This window comes from Glacieibacterium sp., from assembly GCF_965200405.1.
Lineage (GTDB): Bacteria > Pseudomonadota > Alphaproteobacteria > Sphingomonadales > Sphingomonadaceae > Glacieibacterium.
Genome location: NZ_OZ241356.1, coordinates 3,433,164 through 3,450,405, shown reverse-complemented (window position 1 = coordinate 3,450,405; position 17,242 = coordinate 3,433,164). Strand labels below are relative to the sequence as shown.

Annotated in this window: 11 protein-coding genes; 5 read left to right on the top strand and 6 right to left on the bottom strand. The window is 64.9% G+C overall.

Going from position 1 to position 17,242, the window contains the following annotated elements; translation table 11 throughout:
- Positions 1-27: 27 nt before the first annotated feature.
- The 3 genes from ACOFKW_RS16235 to ACOFKW_RS16225 are packed head-to-tail and all read left to right on the top strand — an operon-like array spanning position 28 to position 3,264.
- Positions 28-1,206 carry a glycosyl hydrolase gene (locus ACOFKW_RS16235; protein WP_419815163.1) on the top strand — a complete coding sequence of 393 codons (1,179 nt, stop codon included), beginning with the start codon at positions 28-30 and terminating at the stop codon, positions 1,204-1,206.
- Entirely contained in the window at positions 1,200-2,279 is a 1,080-nt protein-coding gene (locus ACOFKW_RS16230; protein WP_419815162.1) for a glycosyltransferase family 2 protein, read from the top strand. The genes ACOFKW_RS16235 and ACOFKW_RS16230 overlap by 7 nt, the downstream gene beginning before the upstream one ends.
- Positions 2,269-3,264 carry a glycosyltransferase family 2 protein gene (locus ACOFKW_RS16225; RefSeq protein WP_419815161.1) on the top strand — a complete coding sequence of 332 codons (996 nt, stop codon included), beginning with the start codon at positions 2,269-2,271 and terminating at the stop codon, positions 3,262-3,264. The genes ACOFKW_RS16230 and ACOFKW_RS16225 overlap by 11 nt, the downstream gene beginning before the upstream one ends.
- Here ACOFKW_RS16225 and ACOFKW_RS16220 read toward each other — a convergent pair whose 3' ends face one another.
- Entirely contained in the window at positions 3,265-4,491 is a 1,227-nt protein-coding gene (locus tag ACOFKW_RS16220) for a CDP-glycerol glycerophosphotransferase family protein (RefSeq protein ID WP_419815160.1), read from the bottom strand.
- 498 nt (positions 4,492-4,989) lie between these two features.
- On the opposite strand from ACOFKW_RS16220, the gene ACOFKW_RS16215 reads away from it, so the two are divergent.
- Positions 4,990-5,781, top strand: a complete 792-nt coding sequence (locus ACOFKW_RS16215; RefSeq protein ID WP_419815159.1) for a PEPxxWA-CTERM sorting domain-containing protein — start codon at positions 4,990-4,992, stop codon at positions 5,779-5,781.
- Positions 5,782-5,819: 38 nt separating this feature from the next.
- Here ACOFKW_RS16215 and ACOFKW_RS16210 read toward each other — a convergent pair whose 3' ends face one another.
- From ACOFKW_RS16210 to ACOFKW_RS16195, 4 genes are all read right to left on the bottom strand, one after another.
- Positions 5,820-6,830, bottom strand: a complete 1,011-nt coding sequence (locus ACOFKW_RS16210) for a PEPxxWA-CTERM sorting domain-containing protein (RefSeq protein WP_419815158.1) — start codon at positions 6,828-6,830, stop codon at positions 5,820-5,822.
- A 172-nt stretch (positions 6,831-7,002) separates the two neighbouring features.
- Positions 7,003-9,387 carry a hypothetical protein gene (locus ACOFKW_RS16205; protein ID WP_419815157.1) on the bottom strand — a complete coding sequence of 795 codons (2,385 nt, stop codon included), beginning with the start codon at positions 9,385-9,387 and terminating at the stop codon, positions 7,003-7,005.
- 121 nt (positions 9,388-9,508) lie between these two features.
- Positions 9,509-9,664, bottom strand: coding sequence for a hypothetical protein (locus ACOFKW_RS16200; protein WP_419815156.1), 156 nt, complete (start codon positions 9,662-9,664; stop codon positions 9,509-9,511).
- Between the two features lie 543 nt (positions 9,665-10,207).
- Positions 10,208-13,084 (bottom strand): Dyp-type peroxidase, encoded by a 2,877-nt coding sequence (locus ACOFKW_RS16195; protein ID WP_419815155.1) that lies wholly within the window; start codon positions 13,082-13,084, stop codon positions 10,208-10,210.
- 721 nt (positions 13,085-13,805) lie between these two features.
- Between ACOFKW_RS16195 and ACOFKW_RS16190 the strand changes: the two genes are divergently transcribed.
- Positions 13,806-16,742, top strand: coding sequence for a TonB-dependent receptor domain-containing protein (locus ACOFKW_RS16190; RefSeq protein ID WP_419815154.1), 2,937 nt, complete (start codon positions 13,806-13,808; stop codon positions 16,740-16,742).
- Here the strand turns inward: ACOFKW_RS16190 and ACOFKW_RS16185 are convergent.
- Positions 16,739-17,173 (bottom strand): EF-hand domain-containing protein, encoded by a 435-nt coding sequence (locus ACOFKW_RS16185; RefSeq protein ID WP_419815153.1) that lies wholly within the window; start codon positions 17,171-17,173, stop codon positions 16,739-16,741. The two genes, ACOFKW_RS16190 and ACOFKW_RS16185, sit on opposite strands and share 4 nt — an antisense overlap.
- Positions 17,174-17,242: the final 69 nt, after the last annotated feature.

The window sequence follows — 17,242 nt, the reverse complement described above, 5'->3', positions numbered from 1 at the left end:
GCGGCCTACGTTGCCCGAGGCTGTGCCGTGCTCGCGACCGTGGTCGCGGCGCTCGCGGTAGTGCCTGCGAGCGCGGCTGCCGACGCCGGCAGGAACCGCGTCGTCCTGGGCTCCTACGTCGGCAACGCCAACGGCAACGAGCCCGCCGCGATGCGCAGCTTCAAGCAATCCTACGACCAGAACGTCGCGGCGATGGGCGGCGCCCGGCCGCGCTATTTCAACGTGTTCACCGACTTCGGCCAGCCGCCGGAGACTTGGGCAAAGTCGGCATCATGGGCGGCCTGGTCGAGCAAGCAGAGCGGCGATGCCTATATCGGGCCGGGCTCGGGCTCGATCCCGCTGGTCGGGGTGCCGCTGGCGTCCAACACGCTGGGTTGGGGCAAGGTCGACGCCTTTTACCAGGACGTGATCGCCGGTCGGTACGACGACGTCTACGCTGGGATCGTCGATGCCTATGCGGACAACGGCTACAAGACCATCGACTTCCGCATCGCCTATGAATTCAACGGCAATTTCATGCCCTGGGCGCCGGGCAACTCCAAGGCACCGAACGCGCGGGCAGATTTCGTTGCCGCCTTCCGCCATGTCGCCGACATCCTGCACCGGCAAGGCAAGGCGAAGCACGTCCAGGCACTGGTCCACTGGAACCCGGCGGCGATCAACGACACCAGTTATGATGTGGCGAGCCTTTATCCGGGCGACGCCTATGTCGATGTCATCGCGGTCGACCTGTACAACACGATGTACCCGCTGACGCTCGCCGACTGGACCAAGGGCGGGAAGGGCGATGCCACCGACCGGCAGAGCTGGGCCGCCAGCCTCGACAACCGCACCCATTATTGGCGCTATCCCAACGCGTCGCGGCGCACTCCCACGCCCAAGCTCGGCAATTGGGGCTGGTCGATCGCGCAGACCATCGACATGGCCAAGCTGCATGGCAAGCCAATGGGCGTCGACGAGACCGGCACCGGCACGGCGCACGGGGCATTGGCGTTGAACGACGATCCCGAGTTCCCGAGGTTCCTGGCGCGCGTCCTCGGCGAGGCGAGGGACAAGGGCGTCACCGTCCACAACGTCAATATCTGGGACATCACGGTCGGCGACGGCGCCTGGCAGTTCCGCGGCGGCCGCCAGCCCAAGGCCGCTGCTGCCTGGGCCGCGTGTTTTGGTGGAGCGAGCCGCGATCCGAGCCGCCGTACATGCTGATCTCGATCGCGCTCGCCACGTTCAACGGCGAGCGTTACCTGACCGAGCAGCTCGACAGCCTTGCGGCGCAGGATCATCTGCCGGCCGAGCTGGTGATCTGCGACGACCAGTCGACCGATGGCACGGCGGCGCTGGTCGCCGCGTTCGCGCAGACGGCACCGTTTCCAGTTCGCTTCAAGGTCAATGCCGAGCGCCTTGGCTATCGGCGGAATTTCATGAAGGCGGCGGAGCTGTGCAGCAGCGCATTGATCGCTTTCAGCGACCAGGACGATGTCTGGCGCGCCGACAAGCTGAGCCAGGTGGTGCGCCGGTTCGCCGATCCGGCTGTCCTGCTGGTGCATCACAATGCGCGACTGGTGGACGGCGACGGCAAGCCGTTCGGTCGCCTGCGTGAGCTCGACGGCACGGCGGATACGATCGCCGGGCGGATGGGGGCCAGTCCCTGGATGTTTCCGCAGGGGCTGACGATCTGCTTTCGCCGCGAGCTGCTGGCATTGTCGGAGTTGCGCGAGCGGTCGATCGACTTCTTCGACGAGCGCGATCCGCTGGCGCACGACCAATGGCTGTACCTCATGGGCCTGGTGTTCGGCTCGACCTGCTACATCAACGATACGCTGCTGGATTACCGGCAGCACGGCAGCAATGCCTATGGCGTGTTGCGCCCCGACAAGACTCGACTCGACCGGCTGCGCGAGAAGTTCGACAAGTTCGTCGATTATCGCCGCTATGCCGCGTCGAGCGAGCGGCTGGCGTCGCTGCTGAGCGAAGCGAAGGGCGAGCCGACGGCGATCGCCGCGACGCTGTTCGACCAGCTTGCCGACTTGTACCGGCGGCGGGGGCAGGTGCACGCCGCACAATCGGTGGCCGCTCGCTACCGCGCCTGGACGCAGTTGCGCCGGTCGGGCGGCTATGCGCCGCGTCAGCACTGGTCGTTCGATCCGAATGAGGCGATGCGCGACCTGGTGATCGGCGTGGCGATGGCGCGGTTGCGACGCCGCACCGGGCGCGATCCGTCGCGCGATCGCTCGCTGCGGGTGAATCCTGAGGCCCGGAGCGCGAACCATGGCGGCTGACGTGCTCGACCTGTCGGTCGTAATCCCGACGCACGACCGGCCGCGGTTCCTGCGCGAGGCGGTGGAGTCGGTGCTGGCGCAGACCCGTGCCGTGCGCGAGATCCTCGTCGTCGATAACGGCACCAGCGATGCGCCCGGGCAGGTGCTCGCGCCGTTCGGCGACCGGGTCAGGCTGATCCGCTCGCAGCCGCATCAGGTCCAGATCGCGCGGAACACCGGCTTTGCCACGGCGACTGGACGCTGGATCGCGACCCTCGACGACGATGACCGGTTGCAGCCGACCTATTTCGAGGCTGCGCTGCCACTGCTGGACGACCCGCGCTGCGATGTGATTGCCGTCGACCACCGCAAATTTCGTGACGAGCCGGGCGGTCCGGTCTGGGAGGCGAAGACCAATTTCGAACAAGCCCCGCAAGGCTATTGGGATTTCCTGCGACCGATCGACGATGGCACGGAGGCACTGTTCGTCGGCAAGTTTCCGCTGGCTAACCTGCTGCGGCGCATCCCGGCCTATCCGTCCTCGACGATCTTCCGCCGCGACCTGGCACTCGGCGTCGGCGGCTATGATCCACGGATGCGTGGCATCACGGCGGAGGACATCGAGTTCCTGGTGCGGCTGCTCGCGGCCGGAAACCTCGGCATCGTCCGCGCGCCACTGCTCGACTACCGCGTCCATTCGAGCAATGATTCCGGGACCTTCACCGCACAGAAGGTCGGGCGCTGGCAGGTCTTCGAATTCGTGCGCCGACAGCATTCCGACCTGCCTGCAGACTTCGTCGCCGCGCTCGATACCGACCTTGCGAAGCGGCGCGTCGACATCTTCGAGACAGCGTTCCGGATCGGGAATGCGGCCCTGCTCGAACAGGTTGCGCCGCTGCTCCGGTCGCAGGACTGGACTGCGAAGATGCGAGCGCGGCGCCTGGTGGCGAAGCTGCCGCGCGCCATCGCCAAGCCGCTGCGCTTCGGCACCGTCAAGCGGCTCTAGTCAGCGCCGCTCCGCCAGCCGGGCTTCGACGAAGGCTGCGATGTCGCCCGAGACTGGTGGCCGGCTGTCGCCCCAGAACTTCTCGCGGACCCGGTCGACTGCCGGGCTGGGTTCCAGCGCGGCGCCGCTCTCGATCGTCTCGCAAAGCTGCTCGAAGGTATCGGCGCGGATCCCGGCGGTATTGTCGTCGAAAGGGTAGAGCAGCGAGTGATCGTTGCCGACGTAATTGTCATAGTCAAACGTGTACAGGATGCTGCCGGTCCGCTTGACGAACAGATAGTCGTAATGGATCGACGAATAGTCGGTGATCAAGCCGGTCAACTGGTCGAGGTAGGTATAGACCTCGACTTCGCCGGGCCACAGCCGGATGTTGTCGCGGTCGCCCGGCCAGCTGTCGAACGTCCATGGGTGGAGCTTGACGTACAGGACTGCGTTCCGTTGCTTGAGCACCGCCGCCATGCGGTCCCAATCGGGTAGCGCCTGCTCCAGGAAGTCGCGGCCGGTGTCGCGCCATGTCGGCATGTAGACATAGGTCTCGTCGAAGCCGCCGGCTTTGAATTCGAAACCGAACCCTTGGTCGATCCGCACCGCCAGCGCCCGCAGGCGTTCGTCCGCCGCTGCATCGAGCCGCGGATAGCCCAGCGGCGGGCAACGCTCCGGCGGCAGGATGAACTGATCGGCGAAATGCGCCTGGGTGAATTCGGATGTGGTCACCAGCAGGTCGGGCTGCTTGAGATATTCATAGAACAGCGTCCGACCCAGCGGCGTCGACCAGTTGGCGCGGTAGTCGTGCATGATTCCGGTCTTGTCGCCGAACATCGTCGCCTTCAGCCCGACGCCGTGCCACAGGTTGACCAGGTAAGCGCCCTTGCTCAGCCGGGCATTGGTGTCGAACAGGCTGTGGCAATAGAAGAATACCCCAGACTGCAGCGCCGCCCTGATACCTGCCGAGGACTTCTTCAGGGTCGAGCGGAGGCCCTGTGCGATCAACTGGTCATGGGTCTTCTGGGTGTGCGACATCCACACCGCCTCGATGTCGGGGCGGTATAGCGACAGCCACAGGAACATGTACTTGGTGTTCCCGGCAAAAATGCCGGCCTGGTGCCCGAACAGCCACTTCTTAGGGGAGCGTGGCGCCGCCGCCGACAGGTTGAGCAAGGTCAGGTTGATCGCCCCGGCACGCGCCAGCCGCACCCAGTTCGAGGTATCGACCTTTTGCCCAGCCATTTTCACTTTCCGTTAGAGGTGTCCCGGTGCAACCGTCGAGCGTCGGTTTCGGGGCCGCCGCCGGGCTGTCATACGAACATGCCCGATGTTCGCCAGCAAATCCAACATTTACGCTACATGAACAAGAATAGCGAAAGCTACATTTTTCACATATGTAGTGTCGCACAGTTACTGATCAGAAGTCAGCCCGCCCAGCTATAGAATCACTCAGTATGTATCGTGGCGAACATTTGCTGACTAAAGATACCGTAATCGCGATTACTGATAAACCAAAATCGCTAGGCGAGCGCATTCCAATGCATGACAAGTTGGTACGCGGACACAGTTCACCGCTTCAGCGCATCCGCTTGGCGCTTCGCCTGTTTCAATCAACCGCTTGGCTGTTAAGCGTACATGCCGTCAAACGCAGAAGTGGCGGCTAGGGTCCAAACAAAACGCTAAGGCGGGGAAATATCCGTGGGTCATGCACACACTGGCTTGAATAGCCAGCGACGGCTGTTGTCATCTGTTCTTAAGGGCACCGCGCTGTTTAGCGCATTGCTTGCTGTCACGCCGGCGCAGGCGCTGACGCAATCTTGGAACGGCTATCATTGGGCGCGGACCGGTCCGCTCGTGATTGGTCTGGGCGACAACGTCGGATCGGTCTGGGATCCGTATCTGAGGACCGCGGCGACCAAGTGGAGCACGGCCAAGAACATAGATTTCACCGTGATGACGGGCAGTTCGTTGCCCTCCGCCTGTAATCCGATTTATGGCGGGGTCCAGGTCTGCAACGGCAACTACGGCAAGACCGGCTGGCTCGGTTACGCGACAGTATGGACTGCAGGCGGCTTCATCGTCCAAGCGACCGTTAAGATGAACGACTATTACTTCAGCCAGCCGAACTACAATACGTCGGCCTGGCGGACCCTGACCATGTGCCAGGAGATCGGCCATACACTTGGCCTGGCGCACACCAATACCATAACGACCAACAAGAATACCGGCAGTTGCATGGACTATACCAACGATCCCTCCGGCAAGGCTGGGACCAACGGTACGCTGGCCAACCTGGCGCCCAACAAGGTCGACCTGGCGGCGCTCAAGGGCATCTATGCGACGGTCAACAAGACGCAACTACCGTACACCAGGCCGACCTATTGGGCCGGCGAAGGCTATTCGATCGACGGGGTGGAGGTCGACACCGGCGGCAGCATGGTTCCAGAACCCGCAGCCTGGATGATGCTGATCACCGGGTTCGGGCTGATCGGCAGCACCATGCGTCGTCGCCGGACCATGCAGACCGCCTGAGCATCGAGGCATCGGCGGCCCGGCGCACGCGACAACGCTCAGGCCGGCACCCACGGCATGGCGCCGACCGCGCGGCGCCGTGCCATCGTGCCGATCAGGCCAAATCCGGCGATCATCAGCAGCCAGCTGGCGGGTTCGGGCACGGCTGCCTGCGCGTCGTAATTGAAGGCCAGTCGAAACGCCTCCGCGCTCAACGGCTGGCCGCCGTCCGAGATTTCTCCGTCGAAGTCGCCGGCGCGGTAGTCCCAATAGCCGTGCGCGGCGACGTTATGAGAGCCGATCCACGCCGCCATGTTCTCGATGAACAGCGGGTCGTCGCCGCCGCCATGCCCGTCGGGACGCGTTCCCGTGCCCCATTCCGGCAGGGTGATCGCCTTGTCGTGCAGCGTCGCGAAGTTGCTCAGCCAGTCGAGCCCGTACGGCTGGGAGACCAGACCCTGCCAACGGGTTGCCGGATCGACGTCCTGCGGCCGCCACGACTGGTTATAGACGTCGAGACCGATGTAATCGACATAAGCGTCACCGGGATATACCCGGTCGGCGGCGATCGACTGCCGGCCGAGCGCCGGGTTCCAGATGAATTTGAACTGCTGGCCGGGGACGGAGCGCATCGCCGTGACGATCCGCTGGTAATAGGTTACCCACGACGTCGGATCGCTCGCCGCGCCCCAGCGGTACCAATCGCCGTTGAACTCCCAGCCGATGCGGATCATCGCATCCGACTGCTTGTTCGCGATCAGCATCTGCGCGACCTTGGCGAACTCCTGGTCATATTGGCCCGCAGCGCCCTGCGCCAGGGTGCCGGTCGACATCAGCATCGGTACGGATTGCATCATCCGATAGCTGCCGTCCCACGATCGCGCGGCCCAGTTGATGGAGTCGCGCATGTGGGTCCAGTCGCTGTTCTCGGCGAATTCCACCACGCCGGCAGGCTTGCGCCCGAGCAGGTCGATGAAAGGCTCCATCCGCGCCTTGCCCGTCGCACCGGCGCCCCGATAGACGTAGACATCGGCCTGGGCCGCTTCCGCCATGATTGGAACAAGCATCATCGCCGCCGCAATCGCGGCCTTCTGCAAAACGAACACTGGTAAGCCCCTCGATACTGCGAGGCCTGTATGTCATTGATTTTCTTCTAGAGTCTTAACGTCCCGACAGCTTTTTTGTGACGGAACGACTTTCAGCTTTCAGTCCGCCCGCGGGGACCGGAACGCCGACACCGGGTCACTGAGCCGTCAGCGTCGCGACCGCCTCGGGGGCATCGCGCAGGCGCAGGAACAGGCGGCCATTCGAAGCCGGGCGCGTCTTGATCTCGCTGTCGACGAAGCCATCCGGAACCTCCTGCAGCGGCTCGAACTGCTCGTTCGTCGCAATCGCCTTGATCAGGAACAGGCGGTCGCCCACCAAAGTGCAGCCGCTGCTTCGCGCACAGGTCATGCGACGGACCTCGGGCAAGCGCACGATGGTCGCGAGATGGGTCCAGCTCGAAGCCGTGCCGTCGCGCACCACGCGGAAGCGCAGAGCACCATAGGCCAACGGGCCCAGCACCCGGGCGGGATCGAAGGTGACGATGCCGGTCGCGCTGTCCTGCAGGTCGAATCCCTTGCCCGCGCCGATCGAGGTTGTCGCGCGACCGTCGGCGGTGCCGATTTCGATGCTCTCCAGGCCGCTCAGCGGCGTCGGCGCTTCGAGGTGGAAGGCGAAGGTCAGGCGGGTGTCCTGTGCGAAGACGCCTTCGGTCCGCAACGCGATCGGCAAGGTGCCGTCGCGCGGCGGCGCCTGGGCCGAGATCCGCAGCAGCGTCGCACCGACCGGCTGCAGCTCGACGGTCACCGCCAGGCTCTTGTGGCGTCCCGCGGCAAAGGTGACGTCGGCGGTCACCGTCCGGCCTGCGGCGATGGCGCGCGCCGCTGCCGGATCGTTCGGGACCAGGGTCAGGCGGTCCTGCTTGTCGACACGCGTCAGCACGCCGGGCTGGAATACCAACCCGGCCAGCGTCACGGTCTTGACCTGGTCGAGGCGCGAGCCGGTCAGCACCGCCTCTTCGTCACCGGCATGGAAAACCAGCTCGTCGAGGCTGCCGGCCTCCTGCAGCGCCGTCAGCGTCAGGGTCACCGGCGGCGTTCCGGTAACGCCCTCGACGACGATCGACACCGGTCCCGGCGCGGTCTTGTTCAGCGGCAGGGTCGCGACGATACCCGAGGGACCGGACTGCTTCCACGCGACCGGCTGGACGGGGCCGTCGCCGCGCCGCATGCCGACCTGCTTGACGCAACCCGCACCGCCGCCCAGCAGCGTGACCTCGTTCGACCGACCGACGACCAGCGATGTCTGTTCCGCCGGCTTCCAGTCGCCGGCCTGCGCCGTGGACAGTTGGAACGTCGGTCCGTCGAAGGTCGCAAAACCCCAGTCACCGTGCAGCTGCCCCTCGATCGACGGTGCGAAGCCGCCCTTGGGCAGGCCATCCGCCATCACGAAGCCGCCGCGGCGTGGATCGGCCTCGACCGGTACCTCGACCACCGTGCCGTCGATGCGGGTCACGCGGATCATGGTGTTGTGCGCATAGCGGGTGGCAAAAACGAGTGGCGCGCCCTCGACCGGCAGGACCAGCCCGGGCAGGGCGCACAGGGCCAGGTCGGGCTCGGTGCGGCGCAGCGGCGGCGGCTTGGGCGCCTCGATCGCGGGCATCGCGACCACCATCACCGACGTCGGCTTGGCGAAGGACAGGGGCGTGTTGAGCAGGATCGTCGCGCGGCCGCCGCCCATCTGGACCAGCGCCGGGATGAACTGCAGCTGCGTCGACTGGAAGGCGCCAAACAGCCGGAACAGGTCGCGGACGACCCCGATGTAGGAACTGTACGAGCCATAGCCGGCCTGCGGCGTCGCGCTGAGCTGGAACGCCAGGTCGGTCGGCGCTCCGGCCAGCGTGTCGGCCAGCGCCGAGCTGTGAGTGTCGGTCAGCAACAGTGTCTCGCGGTCGCCGGTCAGGCACGCGGCCTGGAGTTCGACCGGCTGTTGCAGGCATTCGGCCTTGAGCTTGATCGACAGGCTGCGCGTCAGGATCTGGGAAGCGGCGTTGACGCTGGCGGGATTTTCACGCTCGGCCTGGAGCATCTCGCGCAGGAAGGCATCCAGCCGGGCGCGGTCGAGCGATGCCTGGTTGAGCTCCTGCACGGCGCGGACGAAGGCGCCGGGCTGCTTGCGGACCGCACCGATGATCGCGTTGGTGCCGCCGCCGCTCTCGGGAACGACGAAGATCGCCATCTGCTCGGCGCCCTTGGGCACGACCAGCGACAGTTCGCTGCCCTTGGGCTTCCAGCTTTCCGCCTGGTGAAACCAGTCCTTGGCCGGGCGGTCGACGGCGCCGCGCAGGAACGCAGCGACCATGCGATAGCGCTCGTTCCGCGTCTTGGGCCGGTCGAGCTTGATGGTAACGCGGTCGCCTTCGCTCAGGTTCGGCACCCATTCGAGCGGCAGCGTCCGGTCGCCGCGCTGCACGGTGACGTCGAGCCGGGGGCCGAGCAGGTCGAACGAAGACGGTGCCGCGCCGCCTGGAGCCGCGACGGTCAACAGCCCGAAAAGGCATAGGAAATGGAGGAGCCGCGCCATGTGTCCTGGGATCAACCTCGAATGCAGCACCAGCTAATGCTGTCGGGGTGTGTCCACAATGGGGCTGGCGTAAAGCTAGGCCGGCACCGCGTCCGTCATGAAGCGTGACGCCGAGCGGCGTTCACTTGCGATCGTTGGCCGGTGGTGTGAGCAACGAGCGCATGCCGAAGACCCGGCTGACATAGCCCGCGATGCTGCGGCGGCCGCGCGCGAGTCGATAGACCGACAGATCGGGTAGATCGGCGAATTGCTTTAGAGCTTCATCCTGGCGTTCCACGGGCTAGTCCCCTCCAGCGGCTTCGCAGTTGGTCGGCAGCTTCGTCATTGCCGTCGCGTGGCGATGTCCACTGATCGAGATCGCCATGACGACGATAACCGTGCCCGCGAGGCCTGCCACGGCTTGATGTGCCCTGAGCCACTCGAGAAGGTCCATCGCGATCACGAGTTTATAGTGTGTGAAGGGTCGTCGGGCGGATTGTATGAATCCGACAAATTTAACTTTTCGGCGCGTCGCTGGTAACGATACGCCAGCTTGTCGTTCAGGCGGCGCACTTCGGAGTCGGTGGCCTCGTCGGCCAATTGCCGGTGAAGCTTGGCTAGTACGAGGAAATACTCCCGGTCGGGCGCTGGAGTCATACGCATACTCGTCGTTACAGGTTCGAGCCGCCCACCAGCAGGGGGCTAAGGCGGACGGCTCTGCGTCTGGCTCGGAGGTCGTACCGGATCGCGGAACGGCGTGTATTTTGAAAAGGTTACGTAATGATGCAGGGATCGGGTCCGACCCGAAGATTCCAAAATTGCGGCTGAATCTCGGCGATGGCTATGCTCCGGGCCTGCCGGGCGTCGTTCCGCCGTGCGCGAGATAGCGTAGCAACTGGCGGCCCGGGACGAAGAAATAGCCGCCGCCGCGCAACGTCACGAAGCGGGGCAGGGGGCTCAGCGATACCGGGCCGGTCCGGACCGGGATGGTGTAGCCGTTGCTGCCGGTCTTGCCCGCGACGGCGATCGCGTCGGTTTCACAGTCGAGTCCGTGGAACTTGACGCTGCCCATCCAGGTCTGCTGGATGAATTCGAACTGCCGCTCGATGTCGCCGTTGAGGCACATGAACATCAGCCCGGACTTGCGGTCGTCGCGGGCGGCAAAGCCACGGCCGATGCGCAGGATGCGGTGCCGATTGGTGATGCCGATCTGCTCGTTCGATCCGGGACTGAGGCTGTCGCGCGGGTTGGCGCGGCGGACATGCGCGCCATAGGGGCAGCGCAGGCCCTGCGGGTCTTCGGTCCCGAACAGGAAATCGTTGTCCGGGACGATCAGCTTGTCGCCGGGCCCGTCGCCATCGTCGCCGGGGCCGCGGTCGGCGGTCTCGACTGGTGTCGCGGCAGGTGCGGCGGGACTCGTCTTCTCGCGGCTCGGCAATGCTCCCTGCCCACCGGCGTATAGCTCGCGCAGCCTGGTCGCCGACATGTAGGGATTGCGCGCCAGCGACGATCCGTCGGTCCAGCGGCCGATCAACTTGGCGGCGATGAACTCGGCATCGCAGATCGCCGGCTCGGGGAAGCGCCCGTCGAGACGCGCGGCCTCGCCGGCGCAGTAGGACCAGAACTCGTCATGGTCCTGCTCGAGCTGGCGAACCACCAGGAAGCTGCCGTTGAGTCCGATCTCGCGGGGATTGCTGCGGATCGTCTCGGTGAAGCCGTGGGTCTCGCCGGCGATCGGCAACATCATCGCCGGGTCGGCGACTGCGTCGAGCATCGGCCCAGGCGGAACACTGCCACGGTTGTCGGGATAGCCGAGGATGATCTCGCCCGGCTCGACCAGGTGGATCGGGTCGGCGTTGCGCAGGCCGCGATAGGTGCCGCGGATCGCCGGCTGGGAGACACCGTCGACAAAGCCGAAAGGCTCCTTGCGGTCGCTGAGATGGTCGCCGACCCGGACCAGCTCGATACTGTCGGCGATGCTGCCGACCGGGGCCAGCGAAGTCGCGATGCGTTCGATGCAGGCAGCAACCGCGGCCGTCGTGTCGCCGTACACCAGCAGGCAGGCCTCGACCGGCTCGGTCTTCCACCACCAGCCGGCTGCGCCGGGGTCGTCGCCGAGGATGCGGTCGCGGCCCTCGCCGCGCATCCCGAGGCGAAAGGCCGCTGGAAAAGTCTCGATCGCCGCCGCCGTCAGCCCCAGCCGCGCCAGTCCGGTCGGGGTCAACGCCAGCGTCACCACCGCGTCGGCCTTGATGTAGCGTCCATCGTTGAAGGCGAGCATCGGCAGCAGAGCGGCGAGCCAAGCCTGGTTCTGCGCCACGTCGGTACCCAGCTGAACGGTGACCAGCCGCCCCTCCGGCTTGAAGCCGAGGCCGCCGAAGACGATGCTTTGGATCTGCGTCGTGTCGAGCTTGGCGGCGGGTCGCGGACTTGAACCGAACAGCGACAACCACTCGTTCGCCTCGGCCTCGGTCGTTGCCCGCAAACCGAGGCGAACCAGCGCGTTGGTGCGGATGTTCGCCGTCGTTAGCAGCGGATAGGCACTGTACCAGAACGGCGTCGGTCGCATGCTGGCACGAGCATAGCGCTTGAACCGCTCACCATCGGTCGCGCCATTCATGAACAGGTTCTTGGTTCGCGGGAATCCGATGGTGTTCGACCAAACCGCGGTCAGCCCGGCATGGGCACGGGTGATGAAGTCCTCGAGATAGCTCTCCCAGCTGCCGCCGTAGTTGGAGAAGAACAGCAGGTCGCGCGTCCCGGGTATGGTGATCCAGCGGGCGAAGTGGATGGTCCCGATGTCGCCGAGGAAGCCCGGGCGCGGATTGAGCGCGGTCAGCTTTGCTACGGCGAAGAACGCCAGTCGCAGGGTCACGGCGCGAACAAGCCCGGGCTTGCGCACGGTGTGTGACATCATGTGGTTGTGCGCGTAGCCCGAAGCATTCTCGCGGGCGAACATCAGGCTGTTGCTGCCGAGGGTCGGCGCGGCATCGGATGGCCGGTCGTTCGTCTCGCCCCGGCGCAGCAGCAGATAACCGGCGACCAGCACCACGATCGTCGCAAGCGCTACCAGGCCGAGCGTGTTCAACAGGAAGAAGACGACCGCCGCGGCTCGCGAGTGCCAGGCGACTGGCCATGCGAGCCAGGCCGCGACGGGGACCGCGATCAGCAGCACCGGCCACAGGAATACCCCCACGAAGGCTGGTCCGAGTGCACTGGCCTGCTCGAAAAGCGTCGGCGCGCGGGTCGGGTGTGGCGGGGCGGGGGGCGGCGGCACCAGCGTCCAGTTCCACGCTGCATCCTTCGCCAGCGCAGTCTTGACCATCTCCAGTCGCGCCAGCGAGGTCGCGGCCTCGCCTTGAGCACCGATCAACCGCGCGACTTCCGCCGCGAGCAGCGCTTCGCGCTTGACCTGCGGAACGGACATTCCCGGCTCTCCGGAAAAGGCGAGGCCGGGCAGTTGGAACAAGCCGAAGCCGGGGGTGATCCGGTGCTCGTCGAGAAACGCGCCCAGGCCGGACCGGTCCAGCGCCGGGCTGGCGACCTGGAAGATCGGCAGCAGCGCATCACCGGCGCGGTGCGCCAGTTCTTCCAGCACGGCCCTGGGGGCTCCGTCCGCCGAAATTTCGAGAACGAGGAAAGCCCGATCCAGCTTGTGAGAGCGGATCGCATGCAGGCTGGCGAAATGAACGAACTCGGTGCCCGGGGTTCCGTCCATCTGGGCGCGAACTGCACCGGCAGGGTTTCCCAGCCGGGCCACGATCGCGGCTTCACAAGCCTCTACCTGACCGGGATCGATGCGAACGACGACGCTTATCAACGATTGGACCATGTCAGCTGTTCTCCATCGGCGAAGTCAGGCGAAAGCTTGAGGCAAGAACATCTTCCGACAGGGAGCGATGACCGGCAAGGACACATCGGAGCATCAGACCCTCTGACGGCCCAGATATCAGGCCAGCAAGGAGGCATGACATGGATATTCAGAGTAGGACAGCGCGGTAACCAGCACATTCGCGGAGGTTATGTGACCGATCACATCGCTCCCCGACTGCGTCAGTGGGCCACAAATGTTGCGCCTTTTTCACGCACAAGGCTGTCGTAACACTTGAGCTACCGCTCCACGTCAGGAACGCGCGATCACGAAAGTTCAGTCTCGGCGCCGATAGGCTTGACGGCTTACGGGGATTGGTAGCGGTCCCATTAACGAAGACTATCGGAAATGAGAGATCGTCATCCGGTCCGGATATGTCATCAGGCCAAAGTATCCCTTACTGAGTGCCGAACAACTTGTTGATATTGTTCGCATCTGCAGCATGCACTTCTCTCTGTGCGGCGTATTGACACACTTTTACCAGCGGCGTACCCGCAATGTAACAATACAAGAGGGGAAGATCGCTATGCGTTTAAATCACGGGATTATTCTGTCTGGCGTAAGCGGGTTGGCACTTCTTTCAGCGGCGACCGGAGCCTTTGCACAAGCTGCCGCTGCGCCTGGTGATGCACTGCCACAGTCCCCTGCCGCGACCGCGAGCCCACCTCAGACGCAGGTAGCGACGCCAACGGTAAGCGCCCCGAACAGTGTTCCCGAAGCAGCCGACGAGATCGTCGTTACCGGATCGAGCATCCGCGGCGCGCCACCGGTCGGCTCCAATCTGATCAGCGTCGGCCAGGCCCAGATCCAGTCGACGCCGGCCCAGTCGGTCCAGCAGATCCTGAAGTCGGTGCCGGCCGTGACCGGCCTGGGATCGGCCGGGCAGGGCGCGTTCCAGTCGAACGACAATTCCGGGACCAACGCGCCGACCATCCACGCACTCGGCGGCAGCGCCTCGACGACGACGCTGATCCTGGTCGATGGCCACCGTATCCCACTGACCGGCGTCACCCACGCACTCGGTGATCCGAACATGATCCCGACAAACGCTATCGAGCGGGTCGAAGTCCTCGCCGACGGTGCCTCCTCCGTCTATGGTTCGGACGCCGTCGCGGGCGTCATCAACTTCATCACCCGCAAGAAGTTCGACGGCTTCGAAGCCTCGGGGCAGCTTGGTTTCGCCGACAATTACAAGACCTACAACGGCAGCGTCCTGGCCGGGAAGTCGTGGGACACCGGGTCGGCGTTCTTCGCCTACACCTATTCGCGCCGGAGCAACCTGCTGTCGGGCGACCGCAGTTTCACGGCACGCAACCACCTCCCGCAGGGCGGCACCAACATGGCGACGTTCGCCTGCGCCCCCGCGACGATCCAGCCGACCGGCAGCTCGCTGATCTACGCCAGCCCTTATACCGGTCCGGGCGTGACCAATGCCGCGGTAAATGCATTCTGCGATTACACCGGCCTCGGTGACTTGCTGCCGCAGGAAATCCGCAACAACGGCATGATCAAGATCACCCAGGAAGTCGGCGACAAGCTCAGCCTCGAGGTCGATGCAGTCTACTCGAACCGTCGCAACCGCACCCTCAACTCGCGCGGCTCGGTGACTGCGACAGTCTTTGGTCCCGGCAGCGGTCGCGGCACGCAGATCAACCCATTCTATGTCGGTGTTCCCGGCAGCACCGCGACCTCCGAAACCGTCCGCTTCGACGCCGACGAACTGCTGGGTCCCGGTGCCTATACCGACGCGGGCGCGGAGGATTTCTACGTTCACGCCAACGCCGAGTACAAGATCGACGACAATTGGCGCGTCACGCTCGACGGCGTCTTCGGCATCGACAACGCGTTCGTGGAAACGGTCGGCGGACTGTGCGTCAGCTGCGCGACGCTGGCGCTCAACGGCACGACCAACCAGGGCGGCAGCCTGACGACGATCTCGGTGCCATCGACCGGGCAGATCGTCACTCAGCCCCTGACCACCGCCAACGCCCTCGACCCGTTCAATCCCAAGGCGACCAACCGCAGCTCCGCGGCGCTGATCTCGCAGCTCACCGATAGCGGCTCGAACATCAATGCGCGGCAGACGATCAAACAGGGCAAGCTGCAGATCTCGGGCTCGCTGTTCAGCCTGCCGGGCGGCGACGTCAAAGTCGCGGCCGGTATCGAGGGGGTCCAGTACGGGCAGAAGTCCATCCATATCGCCTCGCTCAACATCGGGCCGTCCTCGACCGGATCGTCGCGCCGGGTGTTCGATTACGGCCACCGCACTGTTAAGTCCGCCTTTGCCGAGCTGCTGGTGCCGATCATCGACGAGGAGATGGAAATCCCCGGCGTCCGCGCCTTTACCGTCAACCTGTCCGGCCGTGTCGACGATTACAGCGACGTCGGCTCGACCAAGAACCCCAAGATCGCGGCCAATTGGGAAGTCATCCGAGGCCTCAAGCTACGCGGCAACTTCGCCAAGTCGTTCGTGGCGCCGCAGCCGACCAACCGCGGCATCAATGCCTTCGGCCTGACCGGCGAGTCGGGTTTCGCCACGTCGAACAACCAGAACATCATCCTGCCGATCTCGCAGTTCCCGCTGGCAGCCCAGCTACCTGGCTGCGCGGCCCCGGCAACGACCTGCACAATCAGCACTGCCGCGATCCAGGGACTCAACCTGACAGGCGGCGGCGGCTCCACTCTGGTGCCGCAAAAGGGCAAGACCTGGTCCATCGGCGGCGACTTCACGCCCGACTTCGTGCCGGGTTTCCGGGTCGGCGTGACCTATTGGAACAACGAGGTGAAGGGCGGCATCACCGCGCCGATCCCGTCGCTCGCAGTCGGCGCACCGGAGTTGAACTCGCTGTTCACGATCTTCCCGGCCGGCGCGACCCCGGCGCAGATCGCGGCGGCGACCGGTGGCTTTCCGCAGACCAGCACCCTGCCGACGCCGGTCTATTACATCTATGACAACCGCTCGAAGAACGTCCTGAACCTGTATGTCAGCGGCATCGACATCGACGCGAGCTATGCGCGGACGACCGGCATCGGGCGCTTCGCCATCGGCAACTCGCTGACTTACCTGACCAAGTTCGACCAGCAGGTCGGCAGCACGGCGAAGTTCAGCATCCTCAACAGCAGCGGCTTCAACTCGACCTTCCCGTCGATCAAGGTCCAGGGCCGCGCCAATGTCGGCTGGGAGTATGAGGGTGTCGCGATCGACGCCTACCTCAACTACGTCGGGGCATTCCGCAACTACTCGGCATCGACGGTGGCGCTGCTGACACGGAACGCCCAGGGTAATCCGACCGGCGGCGGCGACAAGGTCAAGGGGAACAGCACCGTCGATGTCCACGTTTCCTACACGATCCCGAACTTCCTGAGCAAAGCGCTGGTTTTCGTCGATGCGACCAACCTCTTCGACAAGGATCCGTCGTTCTTCAACAGCGCCAACGGCTACGACCAGTTCACCGGAAACCCGATCGGGCGCGTGGTCACCGTCGGGGTCAGGACCGCGTTCTAACGGCCGCCAAGCGACATCAGCAGGGCCGCGACCTGCTGCTCGCTGCGGCTGACGACACCATCGCCGTCGGTGTCGGCCATGTCGAACAGCTTGAGCGGACGGGATTGTGCTTCGGGCAGCGTGACACGCCCATCGCCATTCTCGTCCGCGCGTTCGAACCAGTGGCGACCGAGATGATCGAAGGCGGCCAGCCCGGAGGTCCCGGCTGCCGAACCGGCTTCGGTGCGGGCGCGGTAGGTGTCGAACTCGGTCGGGCTGATGGTCCCGTCGCGGTTGGTGTCCATCGCCGCGAATTGCCGCTTCACCACCGCGAGCACTTCGCTGCGAGCGATCGGACGATCGGGCAGGTCCTCGACCCCCTGCGCCTGAGCCGGCGCCAGGTTAAGGCTCATGGTCGAGGCGAGGCCGGCGGCTAAGAGGATGATACGCATCGCAAAACTCCGATGTTGGGAAATGTGAACCACGCTGCGGGTCAAAAGGATCGCGATACCGGTAAAGTT

Coding starts and splice junctions, on each gene's coding strand:
- ACOFKW_RS16230 (WP_419815162.1), top strand. CDS start 1,200: ATGCTGATCTCGATCGCGCTCGCCACGTTCAACGGCGAGCGTTACCTG.
- ACOFKW_RS16225 (WP_419815161.1), top strand. CDS start 2,269: ATGGCGGCTGACGTGCTCGACCTGTCGGTCGTAATCCCGACGCACGAC.
- ACOFKW_RS16220 (WP_419815160.1), bottom strand. CDS start 4,491: ATGGCTGGGCAAAAGGTCGATACCTCGAACTGGGTGCGGCTGGCGCGT.
- ACOFKW_RS16210 (WP_419815158.1), bottom strand. CDS start 6,830: ATGATGCTTGTTCCAATCATGGCGGAAGCGGCCCAGGCCGATGTCTAC.
- ACOFKW_RS16205 (WP_419815157.1), bottom strand. CDS start 9,387: ATGGCGCGGCTCCTCCATTTCCTATGCCTTTTCGGGCTGTTGACCGTC.
- ACOFKW_RS16195 (WP_419815155.1), bottom strand. CDS start 13,084: ATGGACGGAACCCCGGGCACCGAGTTCGTTCATTTCGCCAGCCTGCAT.
- ACOFKW_RS16185 (WP_419815153.1), bottom strand. CDS start 17,173: ATGCGTATCATCCTCTTAGCCGCCGGCCTCGCCTCGACCATGAGCCTT.